12 protein-coding genes are annotated in these 20,380 nt (G+C 64.7%); 4 read left to right on the top strand and 8 right to left on the bottom strand.

The window, feature by feature from the left end; all coding sequences use genetic code 11:
* Window positions 1-71 precede the first annotated feature (71 nt).
* A complete protein-coding gene (locus CWO89_RS17400) occupies window positions 72-3,032 on the top strand; it encodes a bifunctional [glutamine synthetase] adenylyltransferase/[glutamine synthetase]-adenylyl-L-tyrosine phosphorylase (RefSeq protein WP_130579991.1) in 2,961 nt (986 codons plus the stop codon).
* 248 nt (window positions 3,033-3,280) lie between these two features.
* Here the strand turns inward: CWO89_RS17400 and CWO89_RS17405 are convergent, their stop codons facing one another.
* From CWO89_RS17405 to CWO89_RS17425, 5 genes are read right to left on the bottom strand one after another with little or no spacing between them, the layout of a single operon-like run.
* The gene (locus CWO89_RS17405; protein WP_165421207.1) at window positions 3,281-3,493 is read right to left on the bottom strand and encodes a formate dehydrogenase subunit delta; all 213 of its coding nucleotides are present in this window, start codon (window positions 3,491-3,493) and stop codon (window positions 3,281-3,283) included.
* On the bottom strand, window positions 3,483-4,313 hold the full coding sequence (gene fdhD / locus CWO89_RS17410) for a formate dehydrogenase accessory sulfurtransferase FdhD (RefSeq protein WP_130579993.1): 831 nt from the start codon (window positions 4,311-4,313) through the stop codon (window positions 3,483-3,485). Before fdhD ends, CWO89_RS17405 begins: the two co-directional genes overlap by 11 nt.
* Window positions 4,314-4,315: 2 nt before the next feature.
* The gene (gene fdhF / locus CWO89_RS17415) at window positions 4,316-7,192 is read right to left on the bottom strand and encodes a formate dehydrogenase subunit alpha (RefSeq protein WP_130579994.1); all 2,877 of its coding nucleotides are present in this window, start codon (window positions 7,190-7,192) and stop codon (window positions 4,316-4,318) included.
* Between the two features lie 10 nt (window positions 7,193-7,202).
* Window positions 7,203-8,759: a formate dehydrogenase beta subunit gene (locus CWO89_RS17420; RefSeq protein ID WP_130579995.1), complete on the bottom strand. Its 1,557-nt coding sequence runs from the start codon at window positions 8,757-8,759 to the stop codon at window positions 7,203-7,205.
* Window positions 8,756-9,232 (bottom strand): formate dehydrogenase subunit gamma, encoded by a 477-nt coding sequence (locus CWO89_RS17425; protein ID WP_130579996.1) that lies wholly within the window; start codon window positions 9,230-9,232, stop codon window positions 8,756-8,758. The genes CWO89_RS17420 and CWO89_RS17425 overlap by 4 nt, the downstream gene beginning before the upstream one ends.
* 237 nt (window positions 9,233-9,469) lie before the next feature.
* Here CWO89_RS17425 and CWO89_RS17430 point away from each other — a divergent pair, with 237 nt between their 5' ends.
* The 3 genes from CWO89_RS17430 to mdoH all read left to right on the top strand — a co-directional run bounded on the left by CWO89_RS17430 (window position 9,470) and on the right by mdoH (window position 14,295).
* Window positions 9,470-10,384 carry a LysR family transcriptional regulator gene (locus tag CWO89_RS17430; RefSeq protein ID WP_130579997.1) on the top strand — a complete coding sequence of 305 codons (915 nt, stop codon included), beginning with the start codon at window positions 9,470-9,472 and terminating at the stop codon, window positions 10,382-10,384.
* Between the two features lie 303 nt (window positions 10,385-10,687).
* Window positions 10,688-12,157: a glucan biosynthesis protein G gene (locus tag CWO89_RS17435; RefSeq protein WP_463702531.1), complete on the top strand. Its 1,470-nt coding sequence runs from the start codon at window positions 10,688-10,690 to the stop codon at window positions 12,155-12,157.
* Window positions 12,145-14,295: a glucans biosynthesis glucosyltransferase MdoH gene (gene mdoH / locus CWO89_RS17440; protein ID WP_130579998.1), complete on the top strand. Its 2,151-nt coding sequence runs from the start codon at window positions 12,145-12,147 to the stop codon at window positions 14,293-14,295. Before CWO89_RS17435 ends, mdoH begins: the two co-directional genes overlap by 13 nt.
* Before the next feature lie 3 nt (window positions 14,296-14,298).
* Here the strand turns inward: mdoH and CWO89_RS17445 are convergent, their stop codons facing one another.
* The 3 genes from CWO89_RS17445 to CWO89_RS17455 all read right to left on the bottom strand — a co-directional run bounded on the left by CWO89_RS17445 (window position 14,299) and on the right by CWO89_RS17455 (window position 20,307).
* A complete protein-coding gene (locus tag CWO89_RS17445; RefSeq protein WP_130579999.1) occupies window positions 14,299-16,614 on the bottom strand; it encodes a sensor histidine kinase in 2,316 nt (771 codons plus the stop codon).
* 193 nt (window positions 16,615-16,807) lie between these two features.
* Window positions 16,808-18,181 carry a cation-efflux pump gene (locus CWO89_RS17450; RefSeq protein WP_130580000.1) on the bottom strand — a complete coding sequence of 458 codons (1,374 nt, stop codon included), beginning with the start codon at window positions 18,179-18,181 and terminating at the stop codon, window positions 16,808-16,810.
* 1,157 nt (window positions 18,182-19,338) lie between these two features.
* Window positions 19,339-20,307: a helix-turn-helix domain-containing protein gene (locus tag CWO89_RS17455; protein WP_130580001.1), complete on the bottom strand. Its 969-nt coding sequence runs from the start codon at window positions 20,305-20,307 to the stop codon at window positions 19,339-19,341.
* Window positions 20,308-20,380: the final 73 nt, after the last annotated feature.

Here is a 20,380-nt window from a genome sequence, read left to right on the forward strand (position 1 = left end):
GTGCTTCCGGCGCGGGCCGGCGCAGCCGACAGGCTTGCGGCCCAAACGCAGGATGTGCCACAGAAGGCGGCATGAATGCTTCCGCGCCGGGCTCCGCGGGACATCGTCTGGCCGCGCGGTTCGCGGACGGACCGTATGTGTCCGCGCCCATCCAAGCCGAACAGCGCCTGACAGACTGGCTCGCCGAACTCGAGCCGGCGCAATCGGCTGCGCTCGCCGAACTGCTCGGCTATCCCTTCGCCAGGCGCATCCTGCTCGGTATTGCGGAATGCTCGCCGTTCCTGTTCGAGCTCGTGCGCGTCGATCCGGCGCGGCTGATCCGGCTGCTCTCCTGCGACCCGGAGCCGCATCTGGCCGGCCTGATCGAAAAGACCTCGCACGACGTGTTCGCCGCCTCGGGCGAGGCCGAGGTGATGCAACTGCTCCGCCGCATGAAGGCGGAGGCGGCGCTCCTGATCGCGCTTTGCGACATCGGCGGCGTCTGGCCGGTCACACGGGTCACCGCCGCGCTGACCGACCTTGCGGTCGCCTCCGTGCAGTCGGCGCTGCGCTACCTGCTGCGTCAGGAGATGGCGCGCGGCCGCCTCCGTGCGCCCGACGCCGACCATCCCGAAGAGGGCAGCGGGCTGATCGTGCTTGCGATGGGCAAGATGGGCGCAGGCGAACTGAACTATTCCAGCGATATCGATCTCATCGTCTTCTACGATCCGGCCGCGACCTCGCTGGCCGACGACATCGAGCCGCAGCCGTTCTTCGTCCGCGTCACGCAATCGATGGCGCGCATGCTGCAGCAGCGCTCCGGCGATGGCTATGTGTTCCGCGTCGACCTGCGGCTGCGGCCTGATCCGGCGTCGACGCAGGTCGCGATCTCGACCGATTCGGCGCTGAACTATTACGAGCGGGAAGGGCGGACCTGGGAACGCGCCGCGATGATCAAGGCGCGCCCCTGCGCTGGCGACAGCAAGGCGGGCGAGGTGCTGGTTGCGGAAATCGCCCCCTTCGTCTGGCGCAAGCATCTCGACTTCGCCGCGCTTGCCGATGTCCACGACATGAAGCGGCAGATGCAGACCTACCGCGGCCAGAGCGAGATCGCGGTCGAGGGCCACAACGTCAAGGTCGGCCGCGGCGGCATCCGCGAGATCGAGTTCTTTGCCCAGACCCAGCAGTTGATCGCGGGCGGACGGCATCCGGAATTGCGGGTGCGGCCGACGCTCGAGGCGCTTACCATGCTCGCCTCCAGCAACTGGATCACCTTTGAGGCGCGCGACGAACTCGCTGCGGCCTATCAGTTCCTGCGCCGTGTCGAGCATCGCTTGCAGATGATCGCCGACGAGCAGACGCACACGTTGCCGGAGGATCCCGCGGCGATCGAGCGCTTCGCTCATTTCCTCGGTTATACGAGCAGGGCCACGTTTGCGATGGAATTGCTCGCGCATCTCAACATCGTGCAGGGCCACTACGCCAAGCTGTTCGAGGGCGACGAGCCGACCGGCACGGCAAAGCTGCCGAAGGCGAACTACGGCGCCGGCCCTGAAGACCAGCGGCTGCTCGAGCATCTCGTCAGTCTCGGCTTCGAGAAGCCGGTTGCGGTCGCAAAGACCGTGCAGCAATGGATCGAAGGCGACTATCGCGCGCTGCGCGTGGAGGCGACGCGCAACGCTTTCCTCGAGTTCATTCCGGGCCTGATCGACGGCCTCGCGCATGCCGAGGAGCCGGACGCCGCGGTTGTGGCGTTCGACCGTTTCCTCGGGGCGTTGCAGCGGGGCGGGCGGCTGATCACGCTGCTCAGCCAGAACCGCGACCTGGTCGCGCTGGTGGCGCTGATCCTCGGCGCCGCGCCGCGGCTCGGCGACATGCTGGCGCGGCAGCCGCAGATCATGGACGGGCTGATCGATCCGCGCTTCTTCGGCGCGATGCCGGACCGGCGCGAATTGTCGGAGCGGCTCGCGATCACGCTCAAGGACGCCGGTTCCTACGAGGACTTCCTCGATCGCCTGCGGCTGTTCGGCCAGGAAAGCTTGTTCCTGATCGGCACGCGGATCCTCTCCGGCACGGTGTCGGCGCAGCAGGCGAGCGTCGCCTTTGCCGACGTCGCGGAAGGCATCGTGCACACCGTGCATGGCCTTGTCACCGACCAGTTCGCCACGCAATACGGCCGCATCAACGATCAGGAGACCGCGATTCTCGCCATGGGCAGGCTCGGCAGCCGCGAGATGACAGCGTCCTCCGACCTCGACCTGATCCTGCTCTACGACTACGACCACGAGCAGCCGGACTCCGACGGCGCCCGCGCGCTGCACGGCGCGCAGTATTTTGCCCGCTTCACCCAGCGCCTGATCTCCGCCTTCACGACACGGACCAATTACGGCGTGCTCTACGAGGTCGACATGCGGTTGCGCCCGTCAGGCCGCGCCGGCCCGCTGGCGTCACGGCTCGATTCATTCGCCGAGTATCAGGAGCGCGAGGCCTGGACCTGGGAGCACATGGCGCTGACGCGCGCGCGCGTGATCTCGTCATCGCCGGCGTTCCGCGAGAAGATCGAAGACATCATCCGTCGCGTGCTGACGCGCAAGCGCGATGCGGCCGCGACCGCCAACGACGTCGTCGAGATGCGGCGCGCGATCGCGCTCGAGAAGGGCGAGGACGACATCTGGGACCTGAAGCTCGCCGCAGGCGGCCTCGTCGACATCGATTTCATCGCGCAATATCTGCAGCTCGTGCACGCTGCCGAGAAGCCCGACATCCTCAGCGTTTCCACATTGCAGGTGCTCGACAACGCCGCAAAGCTCGGCGTGCTCGGGCAGTCGGAGGCCGAAGTGCTGCGCTCGGCCGCGCGGCTCTATCATGACCTGACGCAGATCTTGCGGCTTTGCGTGACCGGCAAATTCAATCCCGAAACCGCCGGTGACGATCTGCTACGCGTGATGGCGCGGGCAGGCGACACGCCGGATTTCTCCGCCCTCGAAGCCGGCGTGCGCGAGACGCAAGGTGAGGTCCGCCGCGTGTTCAACGCGCTGGTTGGCGGACGTTAGGCGCAGCGCCGATCGCCATAAATTCGGTGTCGTCCCGGGCTTGACCCGGGACCCCATAACCACAGGCGTTTGTAATGTGCTCCGCCACAACCGCTTGCTCGCGCCACAACGCGATCCTGTGGTTATGGGTCCCGGCGTTCGCCGGGACGACAGTGCCGTAGGGTGGGCAAAGCGGAGCGTGCCCACCACCCACGGTCGGTGAAGAAAGGTGGGCGCGCTGCGCTTTGCCCACCCTACAATTCCGTGGCTTACGCCTTCTTCAAGCTCTTGAGCGCCTCGTGGACGTACGGATCAAGCCCCGCGCCGCCGGCGTCGAGATGGGCGAAGATCGCCTTGCGCATCCTTGGGTCCCAGAACTTCTTGATATGCTCGGCGATCCCCGGCACCGCGCGCTCATGCCCCTGGTTCTGGAAGAACTTGCCGATCTGGTTGGCCATGTAGATCAGTCGGTCAGGCGACATGGATGGCCTCCCTGGCATCGGCGCGGGTCGCGATCCGCTCCGCATGCGTGAATACCTCGAACCCGTCGGCGCGCGCGATCGCCGCAAGCGTGATGCCGGCGGCGTCGGCCATGCGCACGGCAAGCGCTGTCGGCGCCGATACCGCGACCATCAGCGGCGCGCCGATGGTTGCCGTCTTCTGCACCATCTCGACCGAGACGCGGCTCGTCAACAGCACCATGCCCTCGCTGGTCGACACCTTCGCCTGCGCCAGCGCGCCGGCGAGCTTGTCGAGCGCATTGTGGCGGCCGACATCCTCGCGCAGCGCGACGATGCCGCGCATAGGCGTCCAGAACGCCGCGGCATGCACTGCGCGGGTCCTGAGGTTGATTGCTTGCAGCGGGGCGATTGCGGCCATCGCGGTCATGATCTCGCGCGGCGAGAAGCTGCGGCCCTTCTGCACGATGGCTGCGGGACGAACCGCTTCCGCGATCGAATCGATGCCGCAGAGGCCGCAACCGGTCGGGCCCGCGATATGCCGCCGCCGCTCATTGATCAGCGTGGCCTTTTCGGGCGCCAGCCACATCCGCAGCTCGATGCCATCATCGAGCTCGATGATGTCGAGCGTCTCGATCTCGTCGGCGGACTGAACAACGCCTTCGCTGAGGCTGAAGCCGATGGCAAAGTCGCGAAGGTCCTGCGGCGTGCCCATCATCACGGCGTAGGTGCCGCCATTATAGGTCAGCGCCAGCGCCGTCTCCTCGGGGATCTGGCGCGTGCCTTCGCTCAGGCTGCCGTCGCGCCAGACCTGCCGCTCCGCGCTGGTGACGGGATCGTGCATCCTCACTCCGCGGCTTCCACGACCGGCGCGATCCGGCGCGAATGCTTCGCCTGGGCGTCATAGGCTTTCTGCCAGTCGGACGGACCGTTGGACGGCGAGACCTGCACTGCGGTGACCTTGTATTCCGGGCAGTTGGTCGCCCAGTCCGAATAATCGGTCGTGATCACATTGGCCTGCGTGTCCGGATGATGGAACGTGGTGTAGACTACGCCCGGCGCGACGCGGTCGGTGATGAGCGCGCGCAGCGTGGTCTCGCCGGCGCGGCTCTTCAGGCGCACCCAATCGCCGTCGCGCACGCCGCGCTGCTCGGCATCGTGCGGATGGATCTCCAGCAGGTCCTCGCTGTGCCAGACCACATTTTCGGTGCGGCGGGTCTGCGCGCCGACATTGTACTGGCTGAGGATGCGTCCCGTCGTGAGCAGCAGCGGGAAGCGCGGGCCGGTGCGCTCGTCGGTCGCGACATATTCGGTGACGATGAACTTGCCTTTGCCGCGCACGAAGCCGCCGATATGCATCACTGGCGTTCCCTCGGGCGCCTTCTCGTTACAGGGCCATTGCACCGAACCGAGCTCGTCGAGCTTGGCATAGGAGACGCCGGCGAAGGTCGGCGTCAACGCCGCGATCTCGTCCATGATCTCGGAGGGATGGTTGTAGTGCATCTCGAAGCCCATCGCCTTGGCGAGGCGGATGGTGACCTCCCAGTCGGCCAGCCCGTTCTTCGGCGTCATCACCTTGCGCACGCGCTGGATACGACGCTCGGCATTGGTGAAGGTTCCGTCCTTCTCCAGGAAGCTCGAGCCCGGCAGGAACACGTGCGCGTAATTCGCGGTCTCGTTCAGGAAGAGATCGTGCACGATCACGCATTCCATCGCCGACAGCGCCGCCACAACGTGGGAGGTGTTAGGGTCGGACTGCAGGATGTCCTCGCCCTGTACATAGAGGCCCATGAAGGTGCCTTCGATCGCGGCGTCGAACATGTTGGGGATGCGCAGGCCCGGCTCAGGGTTGAGCTTCACGTTCCACATCGCCTCGAACTGGTCACGCACCGCATCCGTCGCGATGTGGCGGTAACCCGGCAGCTCATGCGGGAACGAGCCCATGTCGCAAGAGCCCTGCACGTTGTTCTGGCCGCGCAGCGGGTTCACGCCGACGCCGGGACGGCCGATATTGCCTGTCACCATCGCGAGGTTGGCGATTGCGATCACCGTGGTTGAGCCCTGGCTGTGCTCAGTGACGCCGAGACCGTAATAGATCGCGCCGTTGCCGCCGGTGGCGTAGATGCGCGCCGCCTCGCGCAGATCCTTCGGATCGACGCCGGTCAGGATCGCAGTCGCTTCCGGGCTGTTGTTCGGCTGCGCGACGAACGCCGCCCATTCCTCGAATTCGCTCCAGTCGCAACGCTCGCGCACGAAGGCTTCGTTGACGAGGCCCTCGGTGACGATGACATGCGCCAACGCGGTCATGACCATCACGTTGGTGCCCGGCATCAACGGCAGATGCAGCGCCTTGAGGTGTGGGGCTTCCACCATTTCGGTGCGCCGCGGATCGATCACGATCAGTTTTGCCCCCTGCCGCAGCCGCTTCTTCAGCCGCGAGGCGAACACCGGGTGGGCCGAGGCCGGATTGGCGCCGATCACGATCACGACATCGGTGTCTTCGACCGAATCGAAATCCTGCGTGCCGGCCGAGGTGCCGAAGGTTTGCGACAGGCCGTAGCCGGTCGGCGAATGGCAGACGCGCGCGCAGGTGTCGACATTGTTGTTGCCGAAGCCGCCGCGGATCAATTTCTGCACCAGATAGGTTTCTTCATTGGTGCAGCGGGACGACGTGATGCCGCCGACCGCGTCGCGGCCATACTTTTGCTGGATGCCCTTGAACTTCGCGGCGGCGAACGAGAAGGCCTCGTCCCACGACACCTCGCGCCAGGGATCGGCGATCCGCTCGCGGATCATCGGTTTCAGGATGCGTTCCTTGTGGTTGGTATAGCCCCAGGCGAAGCGGCCCTTGACGCAGGAGTGGCCACGATTGGCCTTGCCGTCCTTGTACGGCACCATGCGCACCACTTCCTCGCCGCGCATCTCGGCCTTGAAGGCGCAGCCGACGCCGCAATAGGCACAGGTGGTCACCACGGAATGCTCGGGCTGGCCGATTTCGATCACCGATTTTTCCGTCAGCGTCGCGGTCGGGCAGGCCTGCACGCAGGCGCCGCAGGAGACGCATTCGGAGCCGAGGAAGCTTTCGCTCATGCCGGGCGAGACGCGGCTGTCGAAGCCGCGGCCGGCGATCGTCAGCGCGAAGGTGCCTTGCACCTCCTCGCAGGCGCGGACGCAGCGCGAGCAGACGATGCATTTGGCAGGGTCGTAGGTGAAGTAAGGGTTGGACTCGTCCTTCGGCATCCAGGCCGGATTGACCGCGCCATCGGACTTGGCGAACACATGGTTGTCGCCCTCATAGCCGTAGCGCACGTCGCGCAGGCCGACGGCGCCGGCCATGTCCTGCAATTCGCAATCGCCATTGGCGGCGCAGGTCAGGCAGTCCAGCGGATGGTCGGAGATGTAGAGCTCCATCACCCCCTTGCGCAGCTTCTTCAATCGGTCCGTCTGGGTGTGAACCACGAGGCCCGGCGCCACCGGCGTGGTGCAGGAGGCCGGCGTGCCGGCGCGTCCCTCGATCTCGACGAGACACAAACGGCAGGAGCCGAAGGCGTCGACCATGTCGGTCGCGCAGAGCTTCGGGATCTGGTGACCTGCGTCCATCGCCGCGCGCATGATGGAGGTGCCCTCGGGCACCGTGATGGGCTTGCCGTCGATGGTCAGCGTGACCATGGTCTCCGATTTGGAGCGCGGCGTGCCGAAGTCGATTTCCTCGATCAATGACATGGCGATTTTCCTATTCCGCGGCCTCTAAGCGGGCCGGTGCCGGGCCGAAATCATCCCGGAAATGCCTGAGGGCACTCAGCACGGGGTAGGGCGTGAAGCCGCCGAGCGCGCAGAGCGAGCCGAACTTCATGGTGTTGCAGAGGTCCTCGACGAGGGCGAGGTTTTCGGCCACGCGCTCGCCACGGATGATCTTCTCGATGGTCTCCACGCCGCGGGTCGAGCCGATGCGGCACGGCGTGCACTTGCCGCAGGATTCGACCGCGCAGAATTCCATCGCAAAGCGCGCCTGCTTGGCCATATCGACGCTGTCGTCGAACACGACGATGCCGCCATGGCCGATCAATCCGTCGCGAGCGGCGAACGCTTCATAGTCGAACGGCGTATCAAAGAGAGCGCGCGGGAAGTAGGCACCTAGGGGACCGCCCACTTGCACCGCGCGCACCGGACGGCCGGTGAAGGAGCCGCCGCCGATCTCGTCAACGAGTTCGCCGAGCGTGATGCCGAACGCGGTCTCGAACAGGCCGCCATGCTTCACATTGCCGGCAAGCTGGATCGGCATCGTGCCGCGCGAGCGGCCCATGCCGAAATCTGCGTAAGCCTTAGCGCCGTTATCGAGGATGAACGGGATCGCGGCGAACGACAGCACGTTGTTGATGACAGTCGGCCGCCCGAACAGGCCCTTGTGCGCGGGTAGCGGCGGCTTGGCGCGCACGATGCCGCGGCGGCCTTCTATGCTTTCGAGCAGCGAGGTCTCCTCGCCACAAACATAGGCGCCGGCGCCGACGCGCACCTCGAGATCGAAACTATGTGCGGAACCGCCGATGCGCGCGCCGAGATAGCCGGCGCGCTTCGCCGCCGCGATCGCGGCATTCATCGCCTCCACCGCGTGCGGATATTCGGAGCGGGTGTAGATGTAGCCCTTGGTGGCGCCGACCGTGATGCCGGCGATCGTCATGCCCTCGATCACGACGAACGGATCGCCTTCCATGATCATGCGGTCGGCGAAGGTGCCGCTGTCGCCTTCGTCGGCATTGCAGACGATGTACTTCCGGTCGGCGCTGGCCTGCGCCACCGTCTTCCACTTGATGCCGGTCGGGAAGCCGGCGCCGCCGCGGCCGCGCAGGCCGGAGGCGGTGACGTCGGCAAGGATCTCGTCGGGGGAGAGCGTCAGCGCCCGCTCCAGGCCCCTGTAGCCGCCATGGGCGCGATAGTCCTCGACCGAGCGGGGATCCACCACGCCGCAGCGCGCGAAGGTTAGGCGGGTCTGGCGCTTGAGCCAGGGGATCTCGTCGGCAACGCCCAGCCGCAACGGATGCGGCCCGTCGGCGGCCATCGCATCGAGCAGGGAAGCTGCGTCCGCGGCGCTCACCGGGCCGAACGCGATCCGGCCCGCCGCTGTTGCGACTTCGACCATCGGCTCCAGCCAATAGAGCCCGCGCGAGCCAGTCCTGACGATCTCGATCGCAAGGCCGTGCTTCTCGGCGGCGAGCTGCAGCGCCGTCGCGACCTCATCAGCGCCAACGGCGACCGCGCCGGCATCGCGGGGGACAAAGAGTCGCATCGTCATCGCTGCGCCTCCCTGACCAGCGCGTCGAGGCGCGCTTCGTCGAGCCGGCCGACCACGCGGCCATCCAGCATCGCTGATGGCGCGGTGGCGCAAAGGCCGAGGCAGTAGATCGGCTCCAACGTCACGCGCTCATCGGCCGTGGTGTTACCGAGTACAACGCCAAGCTTGGCTTCCGCGCGCGCGGCCAGCGCATCGCCGCCGGCGGCCTGGCAGGCCTCCGCGCGGCACAGCTTCAGCACATGGCGGCCTGCAGGCGCCTTGCGGAAATCATGGTAGAAGGTGAACACGCCGTGGACCTCGGCACGCGAGAGATTGAGCGTGGAAGCGACCATCGGGATCGCGGGCTCGGGCACGTAGCCGAAGGCTTCCTGCAGGGCGTGCAGGATGACCAGCGTCGCGCCTTCGAGCTCGGCATGCTCGGCGATGATCTCGGCGCCGCGCGCTTCGTTCCAGGGTTCGTAGGCCGATGTCATCCATGCCTCTCAAATCGGAGGGTTTTCACTCGCGCCCATGAAAGTTGGAATCGATCCAGATATCAATAAAGCTGTCTCATGCTGCGATCGTGAACAGCGATCGATTGGGATATGAAATCGATCAATATAGAAATAGAATTGGTAGCAGAACACCTTGTGCGGTACGGCTTTTTCTCGTGTTCGTCCCGGCTGTGATCGTTATATTCGAAGTGGCATGCCAGAGCTGATGAGGCCTTCTTGATCGACAAGCTTGAACTCCTGTTGGCACTCGCAAAGGAGCGGCATTTCGGCCGCGCGGCGGAGGCGTGCGGCGTCACGCAGCCGACGATGTCGACGAGCCTCAAGCAGCTCGAGGATCTCCTCGGCGTGATGCTGGTGCAGCGCGGTTCCCGCTTTCAGGGCTTCACGCCCGAAGGCGAGCGCGCGCTCGACTGGGCGCGCCGCATCGTCGGCGATGCCCGCGCGATGCGGGAGGAGATCAACGGGCTGAGGCACAAGCTCTCCGGCGAGATCCGGATCGCGGCGATCCCGACTGTGCTCGGCATGGTGGCTTCGCTCACCACGCCGTTCCGCGCCCGTCATCCCGACGTGCGTTTCCGCATCCAGTCCTGCACCTCGTCCGACGTGCTCGGCCTCTTGGAGAACCTCGAGGTCGATGCCGGGCTGACCTATATCGAGAACGAGCCGATCGGCAAGGTTCGCACCATCCGTCTCTATAACGAGAGCTATCGGTTGCTGACATCGCCCGACGCCATGTTCGGCGATCGCGACTCTGTGACGTGGAAAGAGGTCGGCCAGGTGCCGCTGTGCCTGCTGACGCCCGACATGCAGAACCGCCGCATCATCGATCGGGCACTTCGTTCAGTCGGGGCGGAAGCAACGCCGACGCTGACCTCGAACTCGCTGCTCGTGCTCTACACCCATGTGAAGACCGGGCGCTGGGCAAGCGTGATGCCGGCAAAGCTCGCGGAGACACTCGGCCTCGCCGACGCCGTGCGCAGCATTCCGATCGTCGACCCCGTGGTGAACTACAGTATCGGCCTGGTGATCCCGCAGCGCGACCCGATGACACCCTTGATCGCCGCCCTGGTTCAGGTCGCGCGCGAAGTCGCCCCCACGCTGGAGTCGGTATCTCCAAATCATAGCGCGTGACCAACGCGCCACCGCCATTGCTTGCGAAAGATGGCGGTGAGCCACGACGCTGCCGTGGGCGGCTTGCTATTGCCTGAATTGCGGCTCATGTTGTTGACGAGTTCCGGACATTTTCGTGGCTGCGCCGCGGCCGGGTGCGGAGTTTTCCCAAACGACGGGGACGGAGATCGTCTGAGAGGAATCTTTAGCTGAACGTTCCAGCATTCATGGAACTTGCCGACGGCTTGGCTGTTTCCATGCGGCGCCTGGTCCAAATGCTGAGGAGTTCTCGTGAATCGTCGCCAGCTACTGCAAGGCTCGGCAGTGCTGCCGACACTCGTATTGTTTCCGGGAACCGAAGCGGTCGCGACTGTTCCGTTTGATGCGTCCACCGTTCGGGAGCTCGCGCGCAGCCTCGCGAGCAAATCGTTCGAGGCGCCCGACGAAAAGCTGCCGGCCGAGCTGAAGGATCTGAACTACGATCAATATCGCTCGATCCGCTTCATGCCGGAGCGCGCGCTCTGGCGCGCCGACAAGCTGCCGTTCCAGGCGCAGTTCTTTCACCGCGGCTTCTTCTACAAGAACAGGGTCAACATCTTCGAAGTCGTCGACGGCCAGGCCAACGAAATCCGCTATCGCAAGGACGACTTCTCGTTCGGCAACGATGTGCCGGCGTTCGCCGCTGATGATCTCGGCTTTGCCGGCCTTCGCATCCACGCGCCGATCAACAAGCCCGACTATTTCGATGAGGTCTGCGTCTTCCTCGGCGCGAGCTATTTCCGTGCCGTCGCCAAGGGTGAAACCTACGGATTGTCGGCGCGGGGATTGTCGATCGATACCGGCGAGGCGAAGGGAGAGGAATTTCCCACCTTCAAGGCGTTCTGGCTGGAACGCCCCGCGGCGAACGCGACCTCGCTCGTCATCCATGCGCTGCTCGACAGCAAGAGCTGCGCCGCCAGCTATCGTTTCACCTTGCGGCCCGGCGAGACCACGGTGTTCGACGTCGAGATGTCGCTCTATCCGCGGGCCGATCTCGAGCACGCGGGGCTGGCGCCGATGACCAGCATGTTCTTCTTCGGCCCCAATGACCGCAACGATGTCGACGATTTTCGCCCCTCGGTGCACGATTCCGACGGGCTCGCGATCTTCAACGGCAAGGGTGAAAGCCTGTGGCGTCCCCTGAGCAATCCGCGGGATCTTCAGGTCAGCACCTTCCAGGACCTCAATCCACGCGGCTTCGGGCTGATGCAGCGCGAGAAGAGATTCGCCGCCTACGAGGATATCGAGTCACGTTTCGAAGCACGCCCGAGCCTCTGGGTCGAACCGATCGGCGATTGGGGCGAGGGCGGCGTCGTACTGATCGAGATTCCGACCAAAGAGGAAATCCACGACAACATTGCCGCGTTCTGGCGGCCGAAGGTGCCGCTGAAGGCGAAGAGCGAAAACAATTTCACCTATCGCCTGCACTGGGGTCCGGATATGCCGAAGCCTCATTCGCTCGCCCGCTTCGTGCGCACCGGCATCGGAGCGCGTGGCGACGACAGCAAATTGTTCGTGCTGGATCTGATCGGCGACAACCTGAAGGGTGTCGATCCCAACAGCATCAAGGGCGTTGTGAGCGCCGAGAAGTCCGAGATCACCAACATCGTCACGCAACCAAATCCTGACACGGGTGGATGGCGGCTCAGCTTCCAATGCGCGGTGAAGAAGGATACGCCCATCGAGCTTCGAGCCTTGCTGGTGCAAGACGATAAACCTCTTTCCGAAGTGTGGGTTTATCGATGGGCTCCGTAGCGACGTCGTCGCCGCTGACGCCGGATGCGCCCACCGACGGGTTCCTGCCACGCGAATATCCGCTCGAGATGATCACATCGGACTTCGCGCATGCGCCGCAGGCGACGCGGCAGCCCGTGCCGGTGGCGTCAAGCATGTGGCTGCGGCGGACATTTGTCTTTGCAGCCACCATCGCGCTCACCGGCGCCGGCGCCTATGAGATGTACAAGGTGCTCGAAGTCGGGGGCGTGACCGTCCTGGAATGGATGGTGCTCGCGCTGTTCGTGGCGTTGCTTGCCTGGATCGGTTTCTCGTTTGCCTCCGCCCTTGCGGGCTTTTTCGTCCTGCTCGGCCGAAGAGGGAACGCACTGCAAATCGCCGCCAGCGGCGCCTTACCCGAAATCGCGAGCCGGACGGCGGTGCTGCTGCCGACCTATAATGAAAACGAAAACCAGTTGATGGCTCGGCTGCGTGCGATCTACGAGTCCGTCGAGGCGACCGGGCATGGCGAGCACTTCGACTGGTTTGTGCTGAGCGACACCACCGATCCCGATATCTGGATCGCCGAGGAACGCGCTTTCCTGAAACTGCGGCAAGCCTGCGGTTCCGATCGGCTCTACTATCGTCACCGCGCCAACAACGTCGCGCGCAAGTCCGGCAACATCGCCGAGTGGGTTTCCCGCTTCGGGAGCGGCTATCAGTTCATGATCGTCCTCGATGCCGACAGCCTGATGACGGGCGACACGATGGTGCGGATGGTTCATGCGATGGAGGCAAACCCCGCGGCCGCGTTGCTGCAGACGTTGCCGATCATCGTCAATGCGCGAAGCCTGTTCAGCCGCCTGCAGCAATTTGCGGGCCGGCTTTATGGGCCGATGATCGCAGCGGGCGTTGCCTGGTGGCACGGCTCCGAAGGCAATTACTGGGGGCACAATGCCATCATCAGGGTGAGCGCATTCGCCGAAGCTGCCGGGCTGCCGGAGCTTCGCGGGCGAAAGCCGTTCGGCGGACATATCCTGAGCCACGACTTTGTCGAGGCCGCGCTGATGCGACGCTCCGGCTGGGGCATCTACATGGCGCCGACGCTCGGCGGCAGTTTCGAGGAAGTGCCGCCTTCGCTGTTGGATTTCGCGGCGCGCGACCGGAGGTGGTGCCAGGGAAACCTGCAGCATCTCGCCGTGTTGCCAACGCGCGGATTGCACTGGATTTCGCGCCTGCATTTCATGACCGGGATCGGTTCGTATATCACCGCGCCGCTCTGGTTTACGTTCCTGCTGCTCGGGATACTGATCTCGCTGCAGGCCCGCTTCGTCCGCCCGGAATATTTTCCGAAAGGGTTTTCGCTGTTTCCCAACTGGCCGGCGCAGGACCCCGTTCTCGCGGCCTGGGTGTTCGGCGCCACCATGGCGCTTCTGATTGTGCCGAAATTGCTCGGCTTCCTGTTGCTGTTGACGCAGCGGGAAACGCGCCGGCGGTTCGGCGGCGCCATTCGCGCTTTCCTCGGCGTCATCGTCGAAGTGCTGATCTCCGCCATGATTGCACCCGCAATGATGGTCTTCCAGTCGATCGCGGTGATCGAAATCCTGATTGGCCGTGACGCCGGATGGCAGACGCAGCGCCGCGACGACGGCTCGGTCGAGCGGCGCGAGCTCTATCGAAAATACGGAGTGCCCACGGCCTTCGGCGTGCTGATGGCCGCGAGCGCCTATGCCGTCTCTCTGCCGCTGCTGTTGTGGATGTCGCCGGTCATCATCGGGCTCTTGTTTGCCATTCCGATCGGCGCCTATACGGCGAAGCCGCGGATGAGGGCGCTGTTTGCGACACCGGAGGAAGTCGCGCCGCCGGCCGTGCTGGCCCGCGCGAACGAACTGGCTGCATCGCCTTCGGTTGATCGCGGCCGCGCGCTGGTCGAACTGCAACGCGACCTGTCATTCCTGACGCAACATCTCCGCTCGCTTCCCCCACCGACGCGCCGGCGACCGGAGCAAATCGACCCGCAGCTCGCAATCGCCCGCGCCCGCATCGAGGCGAGCGACACCTTCGAGCAGGCCGTCGCCTCTCTCACCACCCGCGAGACACTGGCGGTGCTGAATGACCGGGCCTTGCTGGAAACGAGTCTCCAGTTGCCACTGGCAAGGGCTGCTTCGACAGCGGTGTGAAAGCTACGCCGCTGCCCGCATCCTCGCCGCGCAGGCGTTGCGCGGCAGGGCGATGCGGACGACGGTGCCGACGCCGAGCTTCGAGCGCAGCTTCATCGAGCCGCCGTGCAGGCTGGTCAGCGAGCGCGCGATTGCAAGGCCGAGGCCCGAACCCTGGTAGGTCTTGGTGAGCTGGCTCTCGACCTGCTCGAACGGCTTGCCGAGGCGCTGCAGCGAATCCTGCGCGATGCCGATGCCGGTGTCGGCGATCAGCATCACGATCTGATCGTCCAGCACCTGGCTGCGCACGATCACCCGGCCATTGTCGGGCGTGAACTTCACCGCATTGGAGAGCAGGTTGACGACGATCTGCTTGATCGCGCGGCGGTCGGCCACCACGGGAATCGTGCGTTCGATGTCGGCATCGAGCGTCAGCTTCTTGGCATGGGCGCGTCCGGACACCACGCGCAGCGATTCCGCGAGCGTCCGCGACAGATCGAGCGGCTCCAGGTCGAGCTTCATGCGTCCGGCCTCGATCTTCGACATGTCGAGGATGTCGTTGATGACGTCGAGCAGATATTTGCCGCTGGTGAGGATGTCGTGACAATATTCCTGGTACTTGTCCGAGCCGAGCGCGCCGAACATGCCGCTGCCCATGATCTCGGAGAAGCCGATGATCGCGTTCAGCGGCGTGCGCAGCTCGTGGCTCATATTGGCGAGGAATTTCGACTTGGCGGCGTTGGCTTCCTCGGCCCGCGTCTTCTCCTGCGAATATTTCTCCGCGAGGTCGGCGAGCTCGAGCGCCTGCCGCTCGAGCTCGGACTGCGAGCGCTTCAGGTCGACGACGGAGGCGCGCAGGCGCAAATCGTTGTCGACGAGCTTCTGCTCGTGCGCCTTGATGCGGGTGATGTCGGTGCCGACGGAGACGTAGCCGCCGTCCTTGGTGCGGCGCTCGGAGATGTGCAGCCACTTCCCGTCGTCGAGCTGCGCCTCGAAGGTGCGCGCACCGGGCATCGGCACGCCGGTCTCGTGCAACCGCGTGCGCACCTCCGGCATGCTGCCGACCTCGATCACGGTCTCGTAGGAGGTCCCGGGGGCAACGGCCGAATCCGGCAGCTTGTGGAGGCGCTGGAAGTGCGAGTTGCAGAGCACGAGGCGGTCCTCGGCATCCCAGAGCACGAAGGCTTCCGGAATGGTCTCGATGGCGTCGCGCAGCCGCAGGTCTGCTTCCACCGTCTTCTCGGCGAGGCTCTTCTGCTCGGTGATGTCGACCGCGATCCCGATCAGGTGCAGGGCGCCGTCGGCGGTGGCCTGGCTAAGCTCGCAGCGCACGCGCAGCCAGATCCAGTGGCCCTCGGTGTGCTGCATGCGGAACGACTGGTCGATGTGGTCGATCTTGCCGGAGATGAGCTGGTCGGCGATGTCGAACAGATCGATGTCGTCGGATTTCACCAGCGCGTTGACCTCGCCGAAGGTCAGGAGGTCGTTGCGGGATTCAAGGCCGAGCAGGGTGAACATCGACTGCGACCAGAAGATGCGGCCGCGCGAGAGGTCCCAGTCCCACAGGCCGCAGCGGCCGCGGTTGAGCGCAGTGTCGATCCGGCCGCGGACGGCGTCATTGATGAGATCGCCCTCGCGGGCGCGGGTCGACTGCCAGTGGAAAGCGAAGCCGAGGATGAGCACGACGAAGCCCGTGGTCGCCGAGAGCGTGACCGAGAGCGCGGCGTCCGATCCCCAGATCGGCTCGTTCATCTCCTGGATCACGATCACCTGGCCGGGCAGCGATCTCACCTGAACCGAGATGGCCAGCGCGCCGTCGCCATTCGGCAGAAGCATGTCGGCGAGGAGGCCCTGCTGGCTCGGCGCGGCGAGCAGTTGCGCGGTGGAGACGATGTCGAGCACCCGGTCGTTCTCGCCGAGCCTGTCGATCGGGGCGCGAGCGAGCATGCGGTGGTCGGCGCTCGTGACGATGATGTGGCGGCCCCTGGCGATGCCCCAGGACGGGATGAGATCGGGCAGCAGGCTCTGCAACTGCTCGATATTGCTAAGGCGTTCGCGGCGGCTCGAGGTCAGGCGATCGAGCCGCTCGGCGAGGATATCGGAGAGGGCGGAGAGGTCGCGCTTCAGGGTAGCGCGCTTCTGCCGGTTCTGGTCGACCACCTGGACGAACGCGCCGAGGCAGATCGTGATCAGGAAGGCGATGATGAGCGTGGGCACGGCCCGGCGCAACGCAGGCTCAGCGGTCAAGAGCCTGTGGTAGTCAGGTTTCGCGATCGATTGCGCCAATCCCTTGATCGAATCGGATTGAACGCACGCGTTCGCCGCATGCGCACGCGCCATGCCCTAGACCCCCACCGCAATCTGATTTGCACACCGTCGGAAGCCAACCCCACGTCGCTCCCGAATCAATGTGATTTGAATCCAGTTTTCCCGGCGTGTCGAGAGTCAACGATTCGTTAATGCGAAATAATTCTTGCCCAAGACAGAATCGCGGCTCTCAAACAGAGTCCGAAACGAGAACGTTGACGTGTTCCTACAAATGCGGCGGCTCGGCGTGGCTGATCACGCGCTTGATGGTGGGGAAGGCGCGGCGCAGCGCGCGCTCGATCGCGTCGACTCCCTCATGCACCTTGATGACGCTCATCGACGGTGCGGCCCGGCAGTGGAAGTTGACGATCTCGCCGGCGTCGGAGTCGCGGACACGCACATTGTGGATGTCATGGATCGGGCCATCAGCGGCAAAGCGCGTCAGCGCCTCCCTGATGGTCTCGACGCGATCGGGTGCGGCGTCGCTGCCCCACGGCAATTCCGGCTCGAGCGGCTCGATATGGGTGTCGACCTCGACGTCCTCGCCGAAGTCCTCGCGGATCGCGCGTTCGAGGTCGTGGGCGATGGCATGGGCCGTGGTGAGCTCCATCTCGCCATCGACTTCGAGGTCGATGCTGACGATCAGCTTCTCACCGAGCGCGTGCACGGTGACGTGATGGATGGCAAGACCGGAATTGCGCGCGATCACCATGATGCGCTCGCGCACGCTCTCATTGTCGCGTGCGACCGGCACCGCGGTGAAGGTGAGGTCGGCATCGCCAAGCACGCCGGCGACCGCGGCCTGCGCCCTGCGCTTGATCTCTTCGACGCGGTCGATCGGAATGGTGCGCGGCACCTTGGCGATGGCGTCGATGAAATAGGTCGGGCCGACCATGCGCACGCGCAGCCGCTCGACCTCGACGACACCGGGCACGTTCCGGATCGCCGCGGTCGCCTTCTCAAGCACGCCTTCCGGAGCCCGGTCGGTCAGCGTCTCCACGGTCGAGCGCGCCATCCGCAGGCCGAGCAGGGCGATCATGACGGCGACGGCGATGGCCGCGGCGGCGTCGCCCCACCAGAAGCCGAGCCCGGCGAGAATGAGGCCGATGATAACGGCAAAGGAGCCCATCACGTCGGAGGCGAAATGCAACGCGTCAGCCGCGAGCGCCTGGCTCTTGGTTTCGCGCGCCGCACGATGCAGCGCCCGCGCCCGCCAGAGGTTGACGACGATGTCGATGATGAGGACCACGAAGGGGATCGCGGAGATCGACGGCGGCGGCGCACCTTCGCTCAGCCGGCTATAGGCCTCGACCAGGATGCCGCCCGCGAGCACGTAGAGCAGGGCGATGACGCCGAGCGCGGAGACGCTTTCGAGCTTGCCGTGGCCATAGTGGTGCTCTTCGTCCGCGGGCAGGTCGGACACGCGCACCACCGCCCAGGTGATGATGGTCGCGATCAGGTCGACCGAGGAGTGCAGGGCCTCCGAGATCAGCGCCAGCGAGCCGATCGCGATCCCGACGACGAATTTCGCCGCGGCCATGCCACCGCTGGCAAAGACCGAGATCGCCGCGACCGAGGATTTGACGTTGTGAGCGCTCATGTGCCGCGGTGTAGCAGCCCACCCGCTAACATCAAGCGCCGATCGCAGTCGCAATCGCCACTCACTCGCAGAAGCAGGTTGTTGCGAATTATTCCGAGTCCAGAAAATGTTTTGCGCAAGTTCACCATACGCATTTCAGATGCAGCTCCACATTCTCGCGGCGCGTTTCACCCGAGTTTTGCAAAATCATTCGCCCCAGAACCGAGAGGGCGCAGGGAACGCCGGGTGCGCGCTGCACCCGCGGTCTCGTGTGCATAAGTGCACAAAGAAGTGCACACGAGCATACAGGTTCAGCGGAGGCACTCCGGCATTCCCTGCGCAATGGTTTTACGGCTTATATCGTGCTCTCCCCGGTGAGGCCGGGCTTCTTGCCACCGTCGCCCGTGAGAGGCGTTGGCTTCTCACGGACTTGACGCCAGCGTCGGGGCGTCAGGACCACACGACTTCGCCGTCCGCCTCATGCGCACTCGTCCGTTGCGCAATCCGCGTCCACCGCATCCCACCGCAACACTCGTGACGATCGCGAAGCGCCCCTCAATCGGGTGAGACGCGCGAACTATTAGACTGATTTGCATTTCGGAAAAACAGAAATATTTTTTCCGCGCGGACTCGACAGGTTTTTGCTGATTTGCCCGTCGGGTTAGTTTGTCGCACCCAGCATCCACGTCGTCATTGCGAGCCACCGGGTCGGCGCGTAGCGCCGCCCGATGACAGGCTCCGCGAAGCAATCCATAGCGCCACGCGTGGAGGCATGGATTGCTTCGTCGCGGAGCCTGTCATCGGGCCCGCCAGAGGCGGGACCCGTTGGCTCCTCGCAATGACGGGTGCTGTCAGTCATTCCGGGGCGATGCGAAGCGTCGAGCCCGGAATCCATCTAGCTAGATCGACGACCGCCAACCGATGCTTGACTACATGCGATGACCGGCACCGATTAAATGCAATTGATTGCGGCCCATCCATAGTCGCGAGTTCGCAGCCACGATTCGAGGCCCCACTTGTGAGCTTGAATCACAACCGTGAGATCAAACACAGTGCTCGGGCCGGCAACATTTTGGAGCAAAGCGGACATTTGGTAGGGCCCGCGGAATCGGTCGAAAATGACCCATAACTGACTTCTAGGCCACTCATTTGGATCTCTTCGGGGAAACCGAGGGTTTTCAGACGCCGCGAGCCTTAGCGAAGGTCACGGACGGCAGTTCGCCGAATCGACGCCGATAGGCGGCGGCGAAACGTCCAAAATGCGCAAAGCCGTAGAGCACGGCGACGGACGTGACGCTCGTTTCCCTTACCGGACGGGACAAGGCGCGATGGGCTGCATTGAGCCGCAGTTCGGCGAGCAGCGTCGCCGGTGGGCGGCCGAAGGCCTCCACGCAACTCAGATGAAGTGTCCGCTCCCGCGCGCCGACGGCGATGCAGAGATCAGTAATGCTCGGCGGATCGTCGAGCCGCTCCTTCAGGACCTTCAGCACCTCGCGCGCAATGCGGGCGCGGCTGTGCAACGGCTCGATGACTTCGGCCGACGGGATCATGTCGAGGATGACATCGAATATGCGTTCCTCGACCTTTGAAAGGCCGGCTCCGGCCAGATGGTCCGGCTTGCTCGCGAGAGAATCAAGCAGGCCGCACAACGCGGACGCGCGCCGCTTCATTTCCTCTGTGGGCACCTGCCAGCGCGGCGAGGGAAGGTCGACGTTGAACTTGTCCACGCCTCGCCGCGCCTGGACCCATCGATCGATCAGCGGCGTGGGCATCACCACCACCATCGCGTCTGTTGGTCCGGTTGCCGTGAAGCCGACATCGTCGTGCGAGGTGGCTGCGATGAGTTCTCCGGGACGGACCGGCCTCCGGCGAACATGCAGGGAGCCTTCTGCCGCAAGCGGAAGGCCGAACACCCAGGTGCCGACCGGCGCTGCGCCGCGTTGCAGCACGCCGGGCGACCACAGCACGCGGGCCAGTTGGAGCCGCCCCATCAGAAGCTGGATCAGGCGTCCTTCAAAGCGGCCGCGTCCGATCTGCTCGTATTCCTGATTCCACGCCAGCGGACTAGCCGCCATCGCATCGATGTCGTCGAACCGCGCTTCGATGAGCTGAGGCCCTGTCGATTGTCCTTCAAGCGAAGCCGGCATTGATGCTGCCCTTTGTGATGCCGGCCCAGCTTACACGAGATCTTGCAGAAAGCGGATAGTCCGCATCCGGTTT

Origin of the sequence: Bradyrhizobium sp. Leo170, assembly GCF_004296405.1 — a bacterium.
Taxonomy (GTDB): Bacteria; Pseudomonadota; Alphaproteobacteria; order Rhizobiales; family Xanthobacteraceae; genus Bradyrhizobium.